General features: G+C 54.4%; 31 protein-coding genes. 1 reads left to right on the top strand and 30 read right to left on the bottom strand.

The genetic code is table 11. The annotated features are described in order from the left end of the window. Positions 1-92: 92 nt before the first annotated feature. Positions 93-2900 carry an excinuclease ABC subunit UvrA gene (gene uvrA / locus GH984_RS07615; protein ID WP_153719632.1) on the top strand — a complete coding sequence of 936 codons (2808 nt, stop codon included), beginning with the start codon at positions 93-95 and terminating at the stop codon, positions 2898-2900. On the opposite strand, the gene GH984_RS07610 is transcribed toward uvrA, so the two are convergent. The 30 genes from GH984_RS07610 to GH984_RS07465 all read right to left on the bottom strand — a co-directional run. Beyond that, a complete protein-coding gene (locus GH984_RS07610; RefSeq protein WP_153719631.1) occupies positions 2860-3840 on the bottom strand; it encodes a malate dehydrogenase in 981 nt (326 codons plus the stop codon). The two genes, uvrA and GH984_RS07610, sit on opposite strands and share 41 nt — an antisense overlap. A 14-nt stretch (positions 3841-3854) precedes the next feature. Next, a complete protein-coding gene (rplQ, locus tag GH984_RS07605) occupies positions 3855-4268 on the bottom strand; it encodes a 50S ribosomal protein L17 (protein WP_153719630.1) in 414 nt (137 codons plus the stop codon). 12 nt (positions 4269-4280) lie between these two features. Next, positions 4281-5279 (bottom strand): DNA-directed RNA polymerase subunit alpha, encoded by a 999-nt coding sequence (locus tag GH984_RS07600; RefSeq protein ID WP_153719629.1) that lies wholly within the window; start codon positions 5277-5279, stop codon positions 4281-4283. Between the two features lie 39 nt (positions 5280-5318). Beyond that, complete coding sequence (gene rpsD, locus GH984_RS07595; RefSeq protein ID WP_153719628.1) at positions 5319-5939, bottom strand: 30S ribosomal protein S4; 621 nt, start codon at positions 5937-5939, stop codon at positions 5319-5321. 17 nt (positions 5940-5956) lie between these two features. Further along, positions 5957-6346, bottom strand: coding sequence for a 30S ribosomal protein S11 (gene rpsK, locus GH984_RS07590; protein WP_153719627.1), 390 nt, complete (start codon positions 6344-6346; stop codon positions 5957-5959). Between the two features lie 21 nt (positions 6347-6367). Beyond that, positions 6368-6724 (bottom strand): 30S ribosomal protein S13, encoded by a 357-nt coding sequence (gene rpsM / locus GH984_RS07585; RefSeq protein WP_153719626.1) that lies wholly within the window; start codon positions 6722-6724, stop codon positions 6368-6370. 90 nt (positions 6725-6814) lie between these two features. Next, complete coding sequence (gene rpmJ / locus GH984_RS07580; RefSeq protein ID WP_153719625.1) at positions 6815-6931, bottom strand: 50S ribosomal protein L36; 117 nt, start codon at positions 6929-6931, stop codon at positions 6815-6817. 82 nt (positions 6932-7013) lie between these two features. Next, positions 7014-8318 (bottom strand): preprotein translocase subunit SecY, encoded by a 1305-nt coding sequence (gene secY / locus GH984_RS07575; protein WP_172973208.1) that lies wholly within the window; start codon positions 8316-8318, stop codon positions 7014-7016. 39 nt (positions 8319-8357) lie between these two features. Then, positions 8358-8792, bottom strand: a complete 435-nt coding sequence (gene rplO, locus GH984_RS07570) for a 50S ribosomal protein L15 (RefSeq protein ID WP_153719624.1) — start codon at positions 8790-8792, stop codon at positions 8358-8360. Positions 8793-8795: 3 nt separating this feature from the next. Beyond that, complete coding sequence (gene rpmD, locus GH984_RS07565; RefSeq protein WP_153719623.1) at positions 8796-8984, bottom strand: 50S ribosomal protein L30; 189 nt, start codon at positions 8982-8984, stop codon at positions 8796-8798. A 2-nt stretch (positions 8985-8986) separates the two neighbouring features. After that, positions 8987-9487, bottom strand: a complete 501-nt coding sequence (gene rpsE, locus GH984_RS07560) for a 30S ribosomal protein S5 (protein ID WP_153719622.1) — start codon at positions 9485-9487, stop codon at positions 8987-8989. A 17-nt stretch (positions 9488-9504) separates the two neighbouring features. Further along, positions 9505-9858, bottom strand: a complete 354-nt coding sequence (gene rplR / locus GH984_RS07555) for a 50S ribosomal protein L18 (protein WP_153719621.1) — start codon at positions 9856-9858, stop codon at positions 9505-9507. 5 nt (positions 9859-9863) lie between these two features. After that, positions 9864-10400, bottom strand: a complete 537-nt coding sequence (gene rplF, locus GH984_RS07550) for a 50S ribosomal protein L6 (RefSeq protein WP_153719620.1) — start codon at positions 10398-10400, stop codon at positions 9864-9866. A gap of 18 nt (positions 10401-10418) precedes the next feature. Next, positions 10419-10814, bottom strand: coding sequence for a 30S ribosomal protein S8 (gene rpsH / locus GH984_RS07545; RefSeq protein WP_153719619.1), 396 nt, complete (start codon positions 10812-10814; stop codon positions 10419-10421). Between the two features lie 46 nt (positions 10815-10860). Next, complete coding sequence (gene rpsN / locus GH984_RS07540; RefSeq protein WP_153719618.1) at positions 10861-11166, bottom strand: 30S ribosomal protein S14; 306 nt, start codon at positions 11164-11166, stop codon at positions 10861-10863. A gap of 12 nt (positions 11167-11178) precedes the next feature. Beyond that, positions 11179-11718 carry a 50S ribosomal protein L5 gene (rplE, locus tag GH984_RS07535; RefSeq protein ID WP_153719617.1) on the bottom strand — a complete coding sequence of 180 codons (540 nt, stop codon included), beginning with the start codon at positions 11716-11718 and terminating at the stop codon, positions 11179-11181. A gap of 9 nt (positions 11719-11727) precedes the next feature. Next, on the bottom strand, positions 11728-12045 hold the full coding sequence (gene rplX / locus GH984_RS07530; RefSeq protein ID WP_153719616.1) for a 50S ribosomal protein L24: 318 nt from the start codon (positions 12043-12045) through the stop codon (positions 11728-11730). Positions 12046-12047: 2 nt separating this feature from the next. Next, the gene (rplN, locus tag GH984_RS07525) at positions 12048-12416 is read right to left on the bottom strand and encodes a 50S ribosomal protein L14 (RefSeq protein ID WP_153719615.1); all 369 of its coding nucleotides are present in this window, start codon (positions 12414-12416) and stop codon (positions 12048-12050) included. Between the two features lie 28 nt (positions 12417-12444). Further along, complete coding sequence (rpsQ, locus tag GH984_RS07520; RefSeq protein WP_153719614.1) at positions 12445-12708, bottom strand: 30S ribosomal protein S17; 264 nt, start codon at positions 12706-12708, stop codon at positions 12445-12447. Next, positions 12705-12908 (bottom strand): 50S ribosomal protein L29, encoded by a 204-nt coding sequence (gene rpmC / locus GH984_RS07515; protein WP_153719613.1) that lies wholly within the window; start codon positions 12906-12908, stop codon positions 12705-12707. Before rpmC ends, rpsQ begins: the two co-directional genes overlap by 4 nt. Next, the gene (rplP, locus tag GH984_RS07510) at positions 12908-13321 is read right to left on the bottom strand and encodes a 50S ribosomal protein L16 (protein ID WP_016353889.1); all 414 of its coding nucleotides are present in this window, start codon (positions 13319-13321) and stop codon (positions 12908-12910) included. Before rplP ends, rpmC begins: the two co-directional genes overlap by 1 nt. A 22-nt stretch (positions 13322-13343) precedes the next feature. Then, positions 13344-14009 carry a 30S ribosomal protein S3 gene (gene rpsC / locus GH984_RS07505; protein WP_153719612.1) on the bottom strand — a complete coding sequence of 222 codons (666 nt, stop codon included), beginning with the start codon at positions 14007-14009 and terminating at the stop codon, positions 13344-13346. A 12-nt stretch (positions 14010-14021) separates the two neighbouring features. Next, the gene (gene rplV, locus GH984_RS07500; RefSeq protein WP_153719611.1) at positions 14022-14354 is read right to left on the bottom strand and encodes a 50S ribosomal protein L22; all 333 of its coding nucleotides are present in this window, start codon (positions 14352-14354) and stop codon (positions 14022-14024) included. Positions 14355-14357: 3 nt separating this feature from the next. Then, on the bottom strand, positions 14358-14633 hold the full coding sequence (gene rpsS, locus GH984_RS07495; protein WP_369691994.1) for a 30S ribosomal protein S19: 276 nt from the start codon (positions 14631-14633) through the stop codon (positions 14358-14360). A 20-nt stretch (positions 14634-14653) separates the two neighbouring features. Further along, positions 14654-15478 carry a 50S ribosomal protein L2 gene (gene rplB, locus GH984_RS07490; protein WP_153719609.1) on the bottom strand — a complete coding sequence of 275 codons (825 nt, stop codon included), beginning with the start codon at positions 15476-15478 and terminating at the stop codon, positions 14654-14656. A gap of 27 nt (positions 15479-15505) precedes the next feature. After that, complete coding sequence (gene rplW / locus GH984_RS07485) at positions 15506-15805, bottom strand: 50S ribosomal protein L23 (RefSeq protein WP_153719608.1); 300 nt, start codon at positions 15803-15805, stop codon at positions 15506-15508. After that, positions 15802-16410: a 50S ribosomal protein L4 gene (rplD, locus tag GH984_RS07480; protein ID WP_153719607.1), complete on the bottom strand. Its 609-nt coding sequence runs from the start codon at positions 16408-16410 to the stop codon at positions 15802-15804. Before rplD ends, rplW begins: the two co-directional genes overlap by 4 nt. Continuing rightward, the gene (gene rplC, locus GH984_RS07475) at positions 16410-17066 is read right to left on the bottom strand and encodes a 50S ribosomal protein L3 (RefSeq protein WP_153719606.1); all 657 of its coding nucleotides are present in this window, start codon (positions 17064-17066) and stop codon (positions 16410-16412) included. Before rplC ends, rplD begins: the two co-directional genes overlap by 1 nt. A 203-nt stretch (positions 17067-17269) precedes the next feature. Continuing rightward, positions 17270-17587, bottom strand: coding sequence for a 30S ribosomal protein S10 (gene rpsJ, locus GH984_RS07470; RefSeq protein WP_153719605.1), 318 nt, complete (start codon positions 17585-17587; stop codon positions 17270-17272). Positions 17588-17593: 6 nt separating this feature from the next. Continuing rightward, positions 17594-17688, bottom strand: a 95-nt coding sequence (locus tag GH984_RS07465) for an EF-Tu C-terminal domain-related protein (RefSeq protein WP_216643650.1), incomplete at its 5' end; no start/stop codon positions are given.

Genomic DNA, 17688 nt, shown 5'->3' with positions numbered 1-17688 from the left:
GCCCTTCTTATTGCTGCCGTGCACGGGTTCCCCTGTCTCTGCGTGGTTGTACTGGGGCGGTATACTATCAAATTGTTTGTAGTAGGACGCCCATGCATAAAATTCTCATCGAAGGTGCTCGAACGCATAATCTAAAGAATCTCTCTTTAGCACTGCCGCGTGACCAGCTCGTTGTTATCACCGGCTTGTCTGGCTCAGGGAAATCTTCATTGGCCTTTGACACACTTTATGCAGAGGGCCAGCGGCGATACGTTGAGTCATTATCCGCGTATGCGCGGCAATTTCTTTCGGTAATGGATAAGCCGGATGTGGATCGTATTGAGGGACTATCTCCTGCGATTGCGATTGAACAAAAGGCAACCTCACATAACCCGCGCTCAACCGTGGGAACGGTCACTGAAATTCATGACTACTTGCGTCTGCTTTTTGCCCGGGCCGGCACCCCACACTGCCCAACGCACGGCGTAGCGCTTAATGCCCTTGCCGTGAGTGAAATGGTTGATCGTATCCTCGAGCAACCCGCTGATAAGCGCCTAATGCTGCTTGCACCGCGCGTTGATGGACGGCGCGGAGAACACAAAGAAATTTTTGCTGAATTGCGAAGCCAAGGTTTTATTCGTGTTCGTGTTGATGGTGAAGTTTATGAAATTGACGCCTTGCCGCCGCTCGATCCTAAACGTGAGCACACCATAGAGGTGGTGATTGATCGCTTCCGCGTGCGGCCGGATTTAGCCACGCGTTTGGCTGATTCGCTGGAGACCTGTCTAACTTTAGGCGATGGTATTGCCAAAATCATGGACATTGACGATACCACTGCCACACCGCTCATTCTGTCTGCCCGCTATGCCTGTCCAGAATGTGGCTTTTCGCTCACCGAACTTGAGCCGCGGATTTTCTCATTTAATAACCCACGCGGTGCCTGTCCAACTTGTGATGGGCTGGGCGTCGATCAGTTCTTTGACCCGCAACGCGTGGTCACGCAACCTTCACTGTCACTAGCCGCCGGTGCAGTGCGCGGATGGGATCGCAGAAATCCCTTTTACAGTCGGCTGGTTAACGAACTTGCCGAGCAGCACTCCTTCTCAGTAGACACACCCTGGGAAGAGCTACCCGAGACGATTCACAATATTATTCTGACTGGCGATCAGCAAACCGAACCCCCATTCGAAGGGGTGCTGAATATTATGACGCGCCGTTATCGTGAGACCGATTCGGCCGCGGTACGCGAGGAGCTAGCGCAATATCTCACACGGCGAACGTGCCCCGATTGTCAGGGCAGTCGACTCAACGCCGCAGCACGCGCGGTAAAGGTTGATCATCTAACCCTTCCGCAGATCAGCGCTTATGCTATTGATCAGGCGCTGATCCAGCTTAATCAGCTTGAGCTAACCGGCGCAAAAGCGACCATTGCACACGGTATTTTGCAGGAGATCACACAGCGGCTGCAGTTTCTGGCAGATGTAGGATTGAACTACCTATCGCTAGATCGCAGTGCAGATACCCTTTCGGGTGGCGAGGCACAGCGCATTCGCTTGGCCAGTCAAATTGGCGCAGGCCTTGTCGGTGTGATGTATGTCTTGGATGAACCCTCGATTGGTCTTCACCAGCGAGATAACGAAAGACTGCTAGCAACGCTCGTACACCTTCGCGACCTGGGTAATAGCGTGATTGTTGTTGAACATGACGAAGAGGCCATTCGCCACGCCGATTACATTGTTGATATGGGGCCGGGGGCCGGTATCGCGGGCGGCCATGTGGTGGCGGCGGGAGATGTTGACACCCTAATAGCAACGCCCGAGTCCTTAACCGGAGACTACCTGGCGGGACGCAAAGCGATTGCAGTGCCTCAAGCCCGTCGAATGCCCAAAAAAGACCGAGGCATTACCATTCGCGGCGCTCGGGGGAATAACCTAAAAAGCATTGATGCGTTTTTTCCTGCCGGTTTGTTGATTGGTGTGACGGGGGTTTCTGGCTCAGGTAAATCCACGCTCATTAACGATACGCTATACCCCGCCGCCGCGCGCGCACTCAATCGCGCCACGCTGCAGCCTGCTCCATGCGATGGTATAGAGGGGTTGGAGCATTTCGATAAAGTTGTGGATATCGACCAAAGCCCCATTGGGCGTACACCACGGTCCAACCCAGCCACTTATACGGGGTTATTTACGCCCATTCGGGAGCTGTTTGCCGGTACACCCGAGGCCCGCTCGCGCGGCTATGGCCCGGGGCGATTTAGCTTTAACGTGAGTGGTGGGCGATGTAGCGCCTGTCAGGGTGAAGGCATGCTACGCGTAGAGATGCACTTTCTTGCCGATGTTTATGTTCCCTGCGATGTCTGCAAAGGCGCTCGATATAATCGCGAAACGCTGCAGGTGCGTTATCGGGGACTTCACATCGCGGATGTGCTCGATCTTACGGTTGTTGATGCGCTTGAGGTTTTTGCGGCAATTCCAGTGATTGCCCGCAAACTACAAACGCTTATTGATGTGGGGTTGGGATATCTAAAACTCGGTCAGAATGCTGTCACGCTGTCTGGGGGTGAAGCACAGCGCGTCAAACTTGCCCGTGAGTTATCTAAGCGAGACACCGGCAATACGCTTTATATCCTTGATGAGCCCACCACTGGCCTACATTTTCACGATATTGCGCAGCTGCTCAGCGTTATTGAAAGACTGCGTGACGATGGCAACACCATTGTTGTGATCGAACACAACCTTGATGTCATAAAAACCTGTGATTGGTTAATTGATCTTGGGCCAGAGGGTGGGGATGGGGGCGGCATGATCCTGTCTGAAGGCACGCCCGAACAAATTGCTCAGGCGGCCCATTCTCATACCGGACGGTTTCTAGCGCCGCTGCTTACGGCAGCAGATGCGCCACCGCATCGCGCTCCTCGGTAAGCTCTTGCTCGGTGGCAAGCATGCGCTCACGCGAGAAATCGTCAACGTCTAAGCCCTGCACAATTTCATAATGGCCATTCACACAGCGTACGGGGAATGAGTAAATTAAACCCTCGGCAATGCCATAGCTGCCATCAGACGGAATGGCCATGCTGACCCAGTCGCCTTCTGGCGTACCCAGTGTCCAATCCCGCATATGATCAATGGCCGCACTGGCTGCTGATGCCGCACTCGACTGACCCCGGGCCTTAATGATTGCGGCCCCGCGTTGCTGAACCGTGGGAATGAAGGTCTCTTCTAGCCATGCTTGATCAACCTGATCAGCCGCTGGGCTGCCTTTGACCAACGTATGGCTGATATCGGGATACTGCGTGGCAGAGTGATTACCCCATACGGTCATGCGGGTAATGTCGTTAACATGGGCGCCCACACGTCCAGAAAGCTGAGCCAATGCGCGGTTATGATCAAGCCGTGTCATTGCCGTGAAGCGACCAGGATCCAGATCAGGTGCATTACGCATCGCAATTAACGCATTGGTATTGGCCGGGTTACCGACAGCTAAAACGCGTACGTCACGGCTGGCTACGGCATTCATCGCCTTGCCCTGTGCCGAGAAAATGGCCGCGTTAGCTTCTAGAAGATCTTTGCGTTCCATACCCGGCCCGCGCGGCTTTGCGCCCACCAGCAGGATGTAATCAGCATCACGAAAGGCCTCTTCCGCCTGGTCACTGGCTTGGATGCCGGCCACCAATGGGAAGGCGCAGTCGTCAAGCTCCATCACCACGCCTTGAAGCGCATCCATCGCGGGAGAGACTTCCAGCAACTGCAATATGACCGGCTGATCAGGGCCCAACATATCGCCTGACGCGATCCGAAATAACAAGCTGTAGCCGATTTGGCCAGCAGCCCCAGTTACCGCAACACGTACGGGTGCTTTCATGCTCATTCTCCCTATTACGAGGCTTCTGCTACCTCTTCGCGCTCAGGCTCTGGCTCTTCAACTTCTGGTAACGGCCGATCAACGAGCTCGACAAATGCCATTGGCGCATTGTCACCCGCACGAAAGCCCGCTTTGAGGATTCGCAGATACCCACCAGGACGTTCGCGATAGCGTGGTCCAAGTTCGTCAAAGAGCTTGGTGACCATCTCTTTATTTCGCAGGCGCGAAAAAGCCAGACGCCGATTAGCGACAGAATCTGTGCCAGCTAATGTAATGAGTGGCTCGGCAACCCGGCGCAGTTCCTTTGCTTTAGGTAGCGTTGTACGAATAGCTTCATGCTCGAAAAGCGACGCTGACATGTTTCTAAACATAGCGGCGCGATGAGAGCTATTCCGATTCAGTTTCCGTCCGGACTTACGATGACGCATAACTAATTTCCCCTAGCCGGTCGCACGGCTGCGATCCTCAAGGCCGGCCGGTGGCCAGTTCTCGAGCCGCATACCCAATTGAAGCCCATGCTGAGCAAGCACTTCTTTGATTTCGTTCAATGACTTTTTGCCAAGATTTGGTGTCTTGAGCAACTCGACTTCCGTTTTTTGAACCAAATCACCCACAAAATGGATGCTTTCGGCCTTCAAACAGTTTGCTGAGCGAACGGTCAGTTCAAGATCGTCGATCGGACGCAGTAAAACCGGATCAACCTCTGGTTCTTTGCGAACCGGCTCAACCTCACTTTCGCCACCCTCTAGGTCAACAAAAACCGAAAGTTGATCGCGAAGCACGCTGGCCGCAAGCCGAATGGCTTCTTCTGGTTCGATGACGCCACTTGTCTCAATGTCCATGACCAGCTTATCGAGATCCGTCCGCTGCTCAACACGAGCGCTTTCCACGTTGTACGAAACGCGTCGAACCGGGCTGTAAGTTGCATCTAGTGCCAGTCGGCCCGTACCCCGATCTTCGTCGTCGTCGCGCGAGGTTGCGGGCTCATAGCCGCGCCCCTTGCTGACCGTAATCGTCATGCTAATCTCACCCGCTTTGGTTAGATTGCAGATAACGAGCTCAGGATTTTTCACCTCAACATTGCCTTCTGCGGCAATATCTGCAGCCGTTACTACACCAGGCCCTTTTTTATGCAAGCGCAAGGTTGCCTCTTCACGGCCCACTAAGCGCACTGCGAGATTTTTGAGGTTAAGCAGAATGTCGACAACGTCTTCCTGCACACCTTCAACCGCGGTGTACTCGTGAAGCACGCCCTCGATCTCCACCTCGGTAACGGCATATCCCGGCATCGAGGAGAGCAGCACGCGCCGTAGCGCATTACCCAACGTATGCCCGAAACCACGCTCTAGTGGCTCGAGAGTAATTTTTGCGCGTCGATCGTTGACTGCGTCAACTTCAACAACCCGCGGTTTAAGGAAATCCTTAAACTGACCTTGCATGAGAGAAACTCCTGGTCCGCACCGCCGCTATTTGCAGCACTACTTGGAATAAAGCTCAACGATCAGAGACTCATTAATCTCTGCCGCCAAATCTTGTCGTTCTGGAACTTGCTGAAGCACGCCCTGGAACTGGTTCGAATCGACCTCGACCCAATCGGGCAGGCCGTTCTGCTGCGCCATTTCCATAGCCGCCTGAATACGCAGCTGCTTACGCGCCCGCTCACGAATATTGACGGTATCGCCTGCTTTTACCTCAGCAGACGCTACGTTCGTGATACGGCCGTTATGCTCAACGGCCCGGTGTGCCACTAACTGACGGGCTTCTGCACGCGTAGCCGCAAAACCCATCCGATAAACGACGTTATCAAGGCGAGTTTCCAGCAACTGAAGCAGGTTTTCACCGGTATTGCCTTTGCGGCGATCCGCCTCTTTGTAATAACGCCGGAACTGCCGCTCCAACACGCCGTAAATACGACGCACTTTCTGTTTTTCCCGCAACTGCAGCCCATAGTCAGAGAGCCGCCCGCGGCGCTGGCCATGCTGCCCAGGGGGCGTATCCAGCTTACACTTGCTCTCCAAAGGCCGAACACCACTTTTAAGATAAAGATCGGTGCCTTCCCGGCGAGCCAGCTTACATGTCGGTCCGATATAACGTGCCATTTTCAAAAACCCCTAAATCAGACGCGACGCTTTTTGGGAGGACGACATCCATTGTGTGGAATCGGCGTCACATCCTCGATGTTAGTAATCCGGTAGCCTGAGTTATTCAGTGCTCTGACTGCTGACTCTCTACCCGGCCCTGGCCCCTTCACGCGGACTTCCAGATTTTTCAATCCGTAATCCTTAGCGGCTTCGCCTGCGCGCTCTGAGGCAACCTGTGCGGCAAACGGTGTGCTCTTACGAGAACCCCGAAAACCACTGCCCCCGGCGCTTGCCCAAGAAAGGGCATTCCCCTGCCGATCGGTGATCATAATGATCGTGTTATTGAACGTTGCGTTGATATGCGCAATCCCGTCGACAACCGTGCGTTTAATACGCTTGCGGGTGCGAGTGGTCGGCTTTGCCATGAACTGCTTTCCTGCTCTACGTTATCGGGTGACCGCACGACGTGGTCCCTTACGGGTCCGTGCGTTCGTACGAGTTTTTTGGCCGCGTACCGGCAGCCCTCTGCGATGACGGATGCCGCGATAGCAGCCCATGTCCATCAACCGCTTAATATCCATTGCGACCTGACGGCGTAAATCGCCTTCAACCACAACCTCATTAATCGCTCCGCGAATACGCTCAAGCTCATCATCAGTGAGCTCTTTAATCTTGCGCTCTGGCGCAACACTTGCTGCATCACAAATCTGTTTTGCACGCGTACGGCCAATGCCGTAGATCGACGTCAGCGCGATCACCGTGTGCTTGTTGGTGGGGATATTTACCCCAGCAATACGGGCCATGTACCGTTACTCCCGAGTTTGTCCAGCTTCGCGGAAACCGCCTAGTATAGGTGCTTCCACGCGTTGTCTTCAAGCGAAAACGCCAATCTATCAGCCTTGTCGCTGTTTATGGCGCGCATCTGTGGTGCAAATTACGCGCACGACACCGCCGCGTTTAATCACCTTGCAGTTTCGGCAAATCTTTTTTACCGATGCACGTACTTTCATCGTCCCGTCTCCGATAATCTCGTTTTACACGCCCAATCGCGGGGCGCGAAGCTTAGCAGAAGCTGCGCCAGTAAGCGAGCCTCTACCGTAATAACCCACCCCCGGGGCGACTATGCGCCTGCAGGTTGGCTTTTTTCATCAATGGTTCGTACTGATGCGATACCAAATGTGCTTGTAGCTGAGACATAAAGTCCATCACCACAATGACGATGATCAGTAATGACGTCCCGCCAAAGTAAAACGGCACGTTCCAATACAAAATCAAAAACTCTGGCAGCAAACACACGGCGGTAATGTAAATCGCCCCAACAAGCGTCAGCCGAGTCATGACTTTGTCAATAAACCGTGAGGTTTGCTCGCCCGGCCGCACGCCAGGAATAAACGCACCGGATTTTTTTAAGTTATCTGAGGTGTCGCGAGAATTGAACACCAACGCCGTATAGAAAAAGCAGAAAAAGATAATTGCTGCTGCATACAGGGCGATATACAACGGCTGCCCCGGGCTTAGTGTTTGCCCGAGCCGCTGCATCCAAGCAAACCCCTCCATTTCACCAAACCACTGCCCGATTGTTGCGGGAAACAAAATAATACTGGAGGCAAAGATGGCCGGTATCACACCCGCCATATTAATTTTAAGCGGGAGATGGCTGGTTTGGCCGGCGTACATCTTGCGACCTTGCTGCCGCCGCGCATAATTAATGGTAATGCGGCGCTGGCCACGCTCCATAAAGACAATAAACCAAATGACCGCCAGCGCCAGAATCAATAAAAATAGTACCGCAGGAATAGCGAGTTCACCGGTACGAGATAATTCTAATGTGCCACCTAGCGCCGCCGGTAAGCCTGCAACAATGCCCGCAAAAATAATTAAAGAGATGCCATTGCCGATGCCGCGCTCAGTAATCTGCTCGCCGATCCACATTAAGAACATCGTGCCCGTCACCAATGTGGTGGTGCCGATAAAGATAAATGCCGGGCCGGGGGCCATGACCACACCCTGATTTTGCAGGGCAACCGTAATACCGATGCCTTGGAACAGTGCTAAAGCAAGTGTGCCATAACGCGTATATTTGGTAATTTGGCGCCGCCCTTGCTCACCTTCCTTCTTTAACTGCTGAAGTGAAGGGATGACCGCGGCCATTAGCTGCATGATGATCGATGCCGAAATATAAGGCATAACCCCCAATGCAAAAATTGAAAGCCGACCCAGCGCACCGCCTGAGAACATGTTAAACATGTCGAGAATCGTGCCGGACTGCGCATCAAACATCTGCGCTAAAGCGGCCTGGTCGATACCTGGAATGGTAATGTGTGCGCCAAGCCGATAAACGACCAGCGCAAGCACGACAAACATTAACCGTTGTCGCACCTCGGTAAGCCGGCCCATGCCGCCCATGGCTCCTGCATTGGCTGCTGGACCTGCCACTTAACCCCCGACCCGTCCGCCGGCTTTTTCAATTGCCGCAAGCGCACCAGCCGTGGCTCGAACGCCCTCCAGCGTGACTGCCCGATCAACCGTGCCAGAAGCAATGACTTTCACATCGCGGATACCGCTGGTAATGAGCCCCGCCGCTTTTAGGGTGTCTAAGCTGACGACATCGCCTTCAACTTTTCCAATTTCAGACAACCGAACCTCGGCCGTTACACGGCCTTTGCGGGAACTAAATCCAACCTTCGGCACCCGGCGCTGCAAAGGCATTTGACCGCCTTCAAAGCCAACCTTATGAAAACCACCGCTACGTGACTTCTGGCCTTTATGACCGCGGCCAGCCGTTTTTCCGTTACCCGAGCTTGAACCTCGGCCAACGCGATTGCGTTCTTTACGTGAGCCCTCTGCAGGGCTTAATGAGTTCAGACGCATAACCTAGAGCTCCTCAACGGCGAGCATGTATGAGACTTTGTTGATCATGCCGCGATTTTCGGGGGTATCTTGCACAACCACGCTGTGGCGGATGCGACGTAAACCCAACCCGGCAACGCAGGCTTTATGCCGTGCGAGCCGACCCGAAACGCTGCGAGTCAACGTAACACGAAGCTGTTTGTTCTTGGCCATGATTAGCTCTGAACCTCTTCAACAGTTTTGCCGCGCTTAGCCGCCACCTGATCGGGCGAGCTGTAGTCGGTTAATGCGTTAATCGTTGCACGAACAACATTAACGGGGTTGCGCGAGCCAATTGCCTTGGCCAACACATCCTGCACCCCAACCACTTCAAACACTGCGCGCATTGCACCGCCGGCAATGATGCCGGTACCTGCCGAGGCAGGCTGCATAAACACTTTGCTCGAACCATGGTTGGCAGTCATGGGATATTGCAACGTTGGCCCGTTGAGGCTGACCTTGCGCATGTTCTGCCGCGCTTTTTCCATCGCTTTCTGAATGGCAAGTGGCACTTCGCGCGCCTTACCATAACCAAAACCGACAGAACCCTCGCCATCGCCCACCACGGTCAAGGCAGTGAAGCCGAACTGACGACCACCCTTTACCACCTTGGCTACGCGGTTGATGGTGATGAGCTTTTCGCGAAAACCTTCACCGCTGACGTCGTTAGTCGCCATAACCTATGCGCCTCTATTCAAAATTTGAGTCCGGCTTCCCGGGCAGCATCGGCAATTGCCTGCACCCGGCCGTGATATTTGAAACCTGCTCGGTCGAACGCTACTTCCGTAATGCCCGCCGCTACGGCCCGCTCTGCGATTGCTTGACCCACTGCCCGTGCCGCCTCGATATTGCCCCCATGAGCAAGATCGCCGCGTACGCTTTTCTCGAGCGTAGAGGCAGCCGCCACGGTTTGGGTGGCATCGGCCGTAATCACTTGAGCGTATGTATGCCGAGGCGTGCGATGAATGGTCAATCGCACGGAGCCCAGCTCCCGCATCTTGGCGCGGCTCTTCCGAGCTCGGCGCTGTCTTGCTGACTTTTTGTCCATCACCGTCACTTCTTCTTGGCTTCCTTCATGATGACTCGCTCGTCGGCATATCGAACGCCCTTGCCTTTATAAGGCTCTGGCGGACGATAAGCGCGGATATTTGCCGCCACCTGACCGACCTGCTGCTTGTCAATACCTTTAACTACGACCTCCGTATTAGACGGAGTTTCAACCGTAATCCCCTCGGGAACCGGATGCTCAACCGGATGCGAAAAACCTAACGCGAGACTGAGCTTTTTGCCCTGTGCCTGCGCTCGATAACCCACACCCACCAATTGCAACCGGCGTTCAAAACCTTCACTGACCCCAACAACCATGTTGTTGACTAGCGAGCGTGTTGTGCCCGCCAATGCCATGGCGTCTTGGCGCTCCCGGTTAGGAGCAAAGGTTAGCTGCCCGTCTGCCTGCGCCACATCCACCCATTCATGAATGGTGTGTTGCAGTTCACCTTTTGCGCCTTTGACTTTAATTTCCCGTTCAACACCGAGAGTAACCTCGACCCCTTTAGGAATTTGTACTGGCGCTTTCGCTACTCTAGACATCGCGCATTTGCCCCGTCGTTAAAACACCACACAGAGAACTTCACCGCCATGACCAGCATCACGTGCTGCTCGGTCGGTCATCACTCCCCGTGAGGTAGAAACAATGGCTGTACCCAATCCTCCACGTACCCGTGGAAGAGAGCGCTTGCCTTCAAATCGACGCAAGCCGGGCCGGCTGACTCTGTGAATCTCCTCGATGACCGGACGGCCTTCGTGGTATTTCAATGTCACCAGCAGTGTCGGCTTTTTCTCGTCGCCGTCGACGCGGTAGTCGTGGATGTAACCCTCTTCTTTCAATACCCGCGCAATCGCCTGTTTTACCTTTGAGGATGGCATTGCCACCTCAGGCTTTTCAGCTGACTGCCCGTTCCGAATCCGGGTCAGCATATCCGCGATGGGATCGGTCATGCTCATGTTCGCTTCACCTGGTTCCTTGCCTGATTACCCTTGCCCATGCCAATTACCAACTGGACATCTTCAGGCCGGGGATCTCGCCGCGCATGGCGGCCTGGCGGAGCATATTCCGAGCCAGACCGAATTTGCGGTAATAACCGCGCGGCCGGCCGGAGACATTGCACCGGTTACGCCCACGAGTGGGACTTGCATTGCGCGGAAGGTTTTGAAGCCTCTCCTGCGCTGCTGCCCGATCCTCTTCTGAGGAAGCCGGGCTCCGAATAATTTCCTTCAGCTCTACGCGCTTATCTGCAAAACGGCTGCGTACACGCTTCCGCTTGAGCTCACGCTGGACCATGGAAACCTTTGCCATTTCCTGCCCTCTTTACTTGCGGAAAGGAAAGCCAAAACCCTCGAGCAGGGCCATCGCTTCCTCATCCGTCGTTGCCGAAGTGCCGATTGCGATATCCATGCCACGAATGGCATCGATCTTGTCAAACTCCATCTCTGGAAAGACAAGCTGCTCTCGAACACCGAGATTATAGTTACCACGCCCATCAAAGGACCGCGGCGAGAATCCACGAAAGTCGCGAATTCGCGGCGCTGCCACGTTGACGAAACGATCCAAGAATTCGTACATGCGCTCACGACGTAACGTGACCTTGGCACCAATTGGCCAGCCATCCCGAATCTTAAACCCAGCCACCGCTTTGCGTGTGTAGGTTACGATCGGTTTCTGACCGGCGATCGCTGCAAGATCTTCCGTTCCACCATCAATCGCTTTTTTGTCGCGCGTTGCCTCACCAAGCCCCATATTAAGGACGATCTTCTCCAGCCGCGGCACCTGCATTGGATTGGCGTACTGGAAACGCTCGGTCAGCGCTCCGACAATTTCGTTTTTGTATTGCTCCCGCAATCTGGCCATCACGGCACCCTAATCAATTAGTTCGTTATCGGACTTGAAGTATCGGACTTTACGTCCGTCTTCCGCCGTGCGAATTCCAACCCGATCAGCTTGACCGGTGCTGGGGTTATAAATCGCTACATTTGATAAATGCAGCGGCATTTCTTTTTCAATAATTCCACCCGGGTCATTTGCCTGTGGATTGGCGCGCTTATGCTTTTTCACCATATTCGCGTTTTCCACCACAACCCGATCATTCTCCGGGATCACCCGAATCACTCGCCCACGCCGGCCTTTATCTTTACCGGCAATGACCATCACTTCGTCACCGCTTTTAATCTTACGCATGACTACAGCACCTCCGGCGCCAAGGAAATAATGCGCATAAACCGCTCGGTACGCAGCTCACGGGTAACCGGTCCGAAGACACGTGTTCCGATGGGCTGCAGGTTGTTGTTCAACAACACCGCCGCGTTACCATCAAAACGGATCAAGGATCCGTCTGGGCGACGCACACCGTGACGGGTGCGAACCACCACCGCGTTATAAACCTCACCTTTTTTAACTCGACCTCGGGGGATCGCGTCTTTGACGCTGACCTTAATGATGTCCCCGATGCCGGCGTAACGACGCTTGGAACCGCCCAGCACTTTAATGCACTGAACCTCCTTCGCTCCGCTGTTATCCGCCGCGCCGAGCAGCGTCTGCATCTGAATCATGGCGACTTATTCTCCAGTTCGTACTTGCTTACTGCGCTGCGCGTTCAACAATTTCAACCAAATTCCAGCATTTGCTTTTGGAAATTGGCCGACACTCTTCAACAACAACCCAGTCGCCTATCTGACAGGCATTCTCGGCATCATGCGCGTGGACCTTCGTTGTCCGACGCATGAACTTGCCATATAGCGGGTGTCGCACCCGGCGCTCAACCGCTACCGTAATGGTTTGCTCCATCCGGTTGCTGACTACGCGGCCATTCACGGTCCGCTTTACGCTCGTGCTCTCGCTCATGACTTATCGCCCGCCTTACTCTTTTCGTTAATCACCGTCTTGATGCGCGCAATTTCGCGACGCACACGCTTGACCTGGTCGGGCCGGGCCAACTGACCTGTTGACTGCTGCATGCGCAAGTTAAATTGCTCTTTCCGCTGCTCAAGCAGCTCGGCCTCTAATGCCGTGATATCTTTTTCGCGAAGTTCGGTTGCCTTCATTACATTGCCGTCCGCTCAACGAAGCGAGTTTGCACCGGAAGCTTGGCAGCCGCGCGGCGGAAAGCCTCGCGAGCGACCTCTTCCGAGACTCCTTCGATCTCATAAATGACCCGACCCGGCTGCACTTTAGCGGCCCAATGGTCGACGTTGCCCTTACCCTTACCCTGACGCACTTCAAGTGGCTTAGAGGTAATCGGCGTATCGGGGAAAATCCGAATCCAAATTTTACCGCCACGCTTCACATGACGGTTAATTGCCCGACGGCCTGCCTCAATCTGACGTGCCGTGACGGGACCGCGAGTGGTGGACTTAAGCCCAAACTCACCGAAGTTCACTTTGTCACCGCGTGTAGCAAGCCCGTTGTTACGGCCTTTTTGTTGCTTCCTAAACTTGGTGCGCTTTGGCTGCAGCATCTCGTTTCCCCTTTAGGTTCCGTTAGGCCGCAGTGGAGCGGCTATCGGCAACTTTGTCGGTGTCCAAAATTTCGCCCTTAAACACCCACACCTTCACGCCGATAACGCCGTAAGTTGTGTGTGCCTCGGCAAACCCATAATCGATATCAGCACGCAGGGTATGCAGCGGCACCCGTCCTTCGCGATACCACTCACTCCGTGCAATTTCTGCACCGTTGAGCCGGCCACCGACCTGAATCTTAATGCCCTGAGCACCCAGCCTCATCGCATTGCCCACGGCACGCTTCATGGCGCGACGGAACATAATACGGCGCTCAAGCTGCTGAGCCACATTCTCGGCCACCAACTGGGCATCGAGCTCAGGCTTACGAATCTCTTCGATGTTGACGTGCACCGGAATACCCATCTGCTGGGTCAACTCACGCCGCAGCCGATCAATATCTTCGCCCTTTTTACCAATTACGATGCCAGGCCGGGCCGTATGAATAGTAATCAGCGCATTCTTTGCAGGACGCTCAATACGAATACGACTGATCGACGCATGTGATAACCGCTTACGAATGTATTCGCGAATCCGGAAATCTGTATGCAACTGATCACCAAAGTTGCTGCTATTGGCGTACCACATCGACCGCCAATCTTCAGTGATGCCCAGTCGAAAACCTGTTGGATGAACCTTATGACCCATTACCGAAAACCCCTAGTCCTCTGCGACCGCCACAGTAATGTGGCTAGTCCGCTTCAGGATGCGATTCGCCCGGCCCTTGGCCCGCGGCTGAACGCGCTTATACATCGGTCCCTCATCCACAAGGATGCGGGAAATGCGGAGCTCATCAATGTCCGCACCGCTGTTGTGTTCTGCATTGGCGATGGCGGAATCGACCACCTTGCGCACAATGGCTGACGCCTTCCGCGGGCTAAACTCGAGCAGCTCGAGCGCACGCGCCACGGGAAGACCCCGAATCTGGTCTGCGACTAACCGCACTTTCTGCGGTGAGATAATTGCATACCGAAGTTTGGCCGACGTTTCCATGACCTACCTCTTACCCTTCTTGTCGGCCACATGACCCTTGAAGGTACGCGTGCTTGCGAACTCACCAAGTTTGTGTCCAACCATGTTCTCGTTGACAAGCACCGGCACATGCTGGCGCCCGTTGTGGACGGCGATTGTCAATCCGACCATCTCCGGCACCACCATGGAACGCCGCGACCAAGTTTTAATCGGACGCTTGTTATTAGTCTCAATCGCCTGCTGAACCTTCTTCAGCAAGTGACTCTCTATAAACGGGCCTTTACGTATCGAGCGTGGCACTATTCATCCACCCCTACTAGTTAGCGTTTGCGACGGCGCACGATGAATTGATCAGTGCGCTTGTTGCTACGAGTCTTATGTCCTTTCGTCGGCACGCCCCATGGCGTAACCGGATGACGACCACCGGAGGTCCGTCCTTCACCACCACCATGCGGATGGTCTACCGGGTTCATGACCACACCACGAACGGTGGGGCGGCGTCCGGCCCAGCGCGAAGCGCCAGCCTTACCCAAAGACCGCAAAGCATGCTCGGCGTTACTGACTTCGCCGATTGTGGCGCGGCACTCTGAGAGCACCTTACGCATTTCGCCGGAGCGCAAACGCAACGTGGCGTAAGCACCCTCACGGGCAACTAACTGCACGCTAGCGCCTGCTGAGCGAGCCATTTGCGCGCCCTTGCCAGGCCGCATTTCGATGCAGTGCACCTGAGTACCCAACGGAATGTTGCGCAGTGGCAGCGTATTACCCGGCTTAATGGGAGCGCCAACGCCTGAGCGTATTTCTTGGCCGACTTTTAAGCCTTTCGGCGCAATGATGTAACGCCGCTCACCATCACGATATAAAACGAGCGCAATATGAGCGCTACGATTTGGATCGTACTCAAGCCGTTCTACTGTTGCCGGAATACCGTCTTTAGAGCGCTTGAAATCGATTTCTCGATAACGCCGCTTATGACCACCACCAATATGGCGCGTGGTAATCCGACCCTGATTGTTGCGCCCGCCGCTTTTGCTGAGCTTTTTCACCAACGGAGCATAGGGCTCTCCGCGGTGGAGGCCTTCTTTCGAAGGCTGGACAACAAATCTCCGGCCGGGAGAAGTTGGTTTTGCTTTGCGCAGTGCCATGCTCTTAGTTCCCGTTCGCCTGTTCGATTACTCTACGCCGCCAATGAAATCGAGCTCTTCGCCCGCTTCCAATGCCACGTAAGCCTTTTTCCAATCGGAGCGCTTTCCCTTCACGCGACCGAAGCTTTTCCGCTTACCATTCACGTTAACAACGCGAACGTCTTTAACCTTCACCTCAAAGAGTGCCTCGACGGCCGCCTTCACCTCGCGCTTGGTCGCGGTAACTGCGACCTTAAAGACGACTTGGTTGGCCTCATCCGCAATAACCGTACTCTTTTCTGAGACGTGCGGACCATGCAGCACCTGATAGATGCGCTCCTGATTCATGCGAGCCACTCCTCAATTCGACGTAACGCATCGACCGTAATCACTACATTCTCGTGCGTCAGCAGCGTTACAGGATCTAGCGCCTCGGTATCACGCACATCAACATGCGGAAGATTACGGACCGCCAGATATAAATTTTCGCTAATCACCGCACCAATAATCAGTGCATCAGCGCTACCGACTAACTGCGTGACCGCAGCCAACGCGTCTTTCGTCTTGGCTGTTTGCAGGTCAAAATCATCAACCACTTTCAACCGATCCTGACGCAAAAGCTCAGACAGGATGGAGCGCATCGCCCCGCGATACATTTTGCGATTTACCTTCAGCGAATGATCGCGTGGCTTGGCCGCAAAGGTCTGGCCGCCACTGCGCCAGAGTGGGCTACGAATGCTACCGGCACGGGCACGACCGGTGCCTTTTTGCCGCCATGGCTTGGCGCCGCCGCCACGCACCTCTGAACGCGTTTTCTGCGCTTTGGTGCCAGCGCGCGCGCCGGCCAAATAAGCGACTACAACTTGATGAACCAATGGCTCACGGTAGTCGACACCGAATGTTTGATCTGAAACTTCAACCTTTCCGCTACCGGAGGCGAGCTGCACGTCCATCACTTCCCTCCTTGTGCCGCAGCTTTCACTGCCGGCCGAACAATAACGTCTCCATTAGGGCTGCCAGGAATAGCGCCACTAATGAGAAGCAGGTTGCGATCTGTATCAACCACCACAACCTCTAGGTTTTGAATGGTTTTGCGCACGTTACCCATCTGTCCGGCCATCTTTTTGCCTTTAAAGACACGGCCTGGATCTTGTGCCTGACCGATCGAGCCCGGCTTACGATGAGCAAGCGAGTTACCGTGTGTAGCATCCTGCATATGGAAGTTATGCCGCTTCACGGTGCCGGCAAAGCCTTTACCTTTAGAGGTGCCCGTTACATCCACAACGGCCCCCACTTCGAACTGCTCAACTGTCAGCTCTCCGCCTGGCTCAACAGTTACGTCGTCATCACCACTTAAGCGGAACTCCCAAAGCCCCCGACCCATCTCGACACCCGCTTTTGCGGCATGACCGGCTACCGCTTTGGTAACCCGTGATGGACGACGAGAGCCGGTTGTTACCTGCAATGCAGAATAACCGTCGGTTCCTTGCGTTTTAATTTGCGTAACGCGGTTGGGCGCGGCTTCAATAACCGTTACAGGCACTGAAGTACCGTCTTCCTTAAAAACCCGCGTCATGCCGCATTTGCGGCCGACGATTCCGATTGCCATCGTCGAATTCCTCTTTAATGCATTTGCCGCCTGCTGCATCGGCCGTAACTTGCCTTTAGGTAAAGCAAAATTAACGCGCCATCAGCAGACGCCATCTGTCCAAATTGTCTCTTTAACGAGGCGCCAGCGCTTTGCGTTGGCGATGTAAGGGCCCGCCTCGGTGGCCTAGTCAGCTGACTAGGGCCCAGGTAGTTCCCCGAAACTCAGGAGAGCTTGATCTGTACATCAACTCCAGCAGACAAATCGAGCTTCATTAGCGCATCGACGGTTTTGTCTGTCGGATCAACGATATCCATCAATCGCTTATGAGTCCGAATCTCGTACTGGTCTCGCGCATCCTTATTCACATGCGGCGAAATCAGTACAGTAAACTTTTCTTTCTTCATAGGCAAGGGCACCGGGCCTTTTACTTGCGCACCGGTGCGTTTTGCGGTTTCCACAATCTCGCGGGCAGCCTGATCGATCAAACGATGATCGAAGGCTTTGAGGCGAATGCGGATCTGCTGACTAGAACTTGCCATACCTATTTACTCCAGGATCTTTGCGACAACGCCGGCGCCGACCGTACGGCCACCCTCACGCACCGCAAACCGCAGACCCTCTTCCATGGCAATCGGCGCAA

The sequence above is a fragment of the Spiribacter salilacus genome, from assembly GCF_009649225.1.
GTDB lineage: Bacteria > Pseudomonadota > Gammaproteobacteria > Nitrococcales > Nitrococcaceae > Spiribacter > Spiribacter salilacus.
The sequence above is the reverse complement of the archived record's forward strand: the minus strand, read 5'-3'. Positions and strand labels throughout refer to the sequence as shown.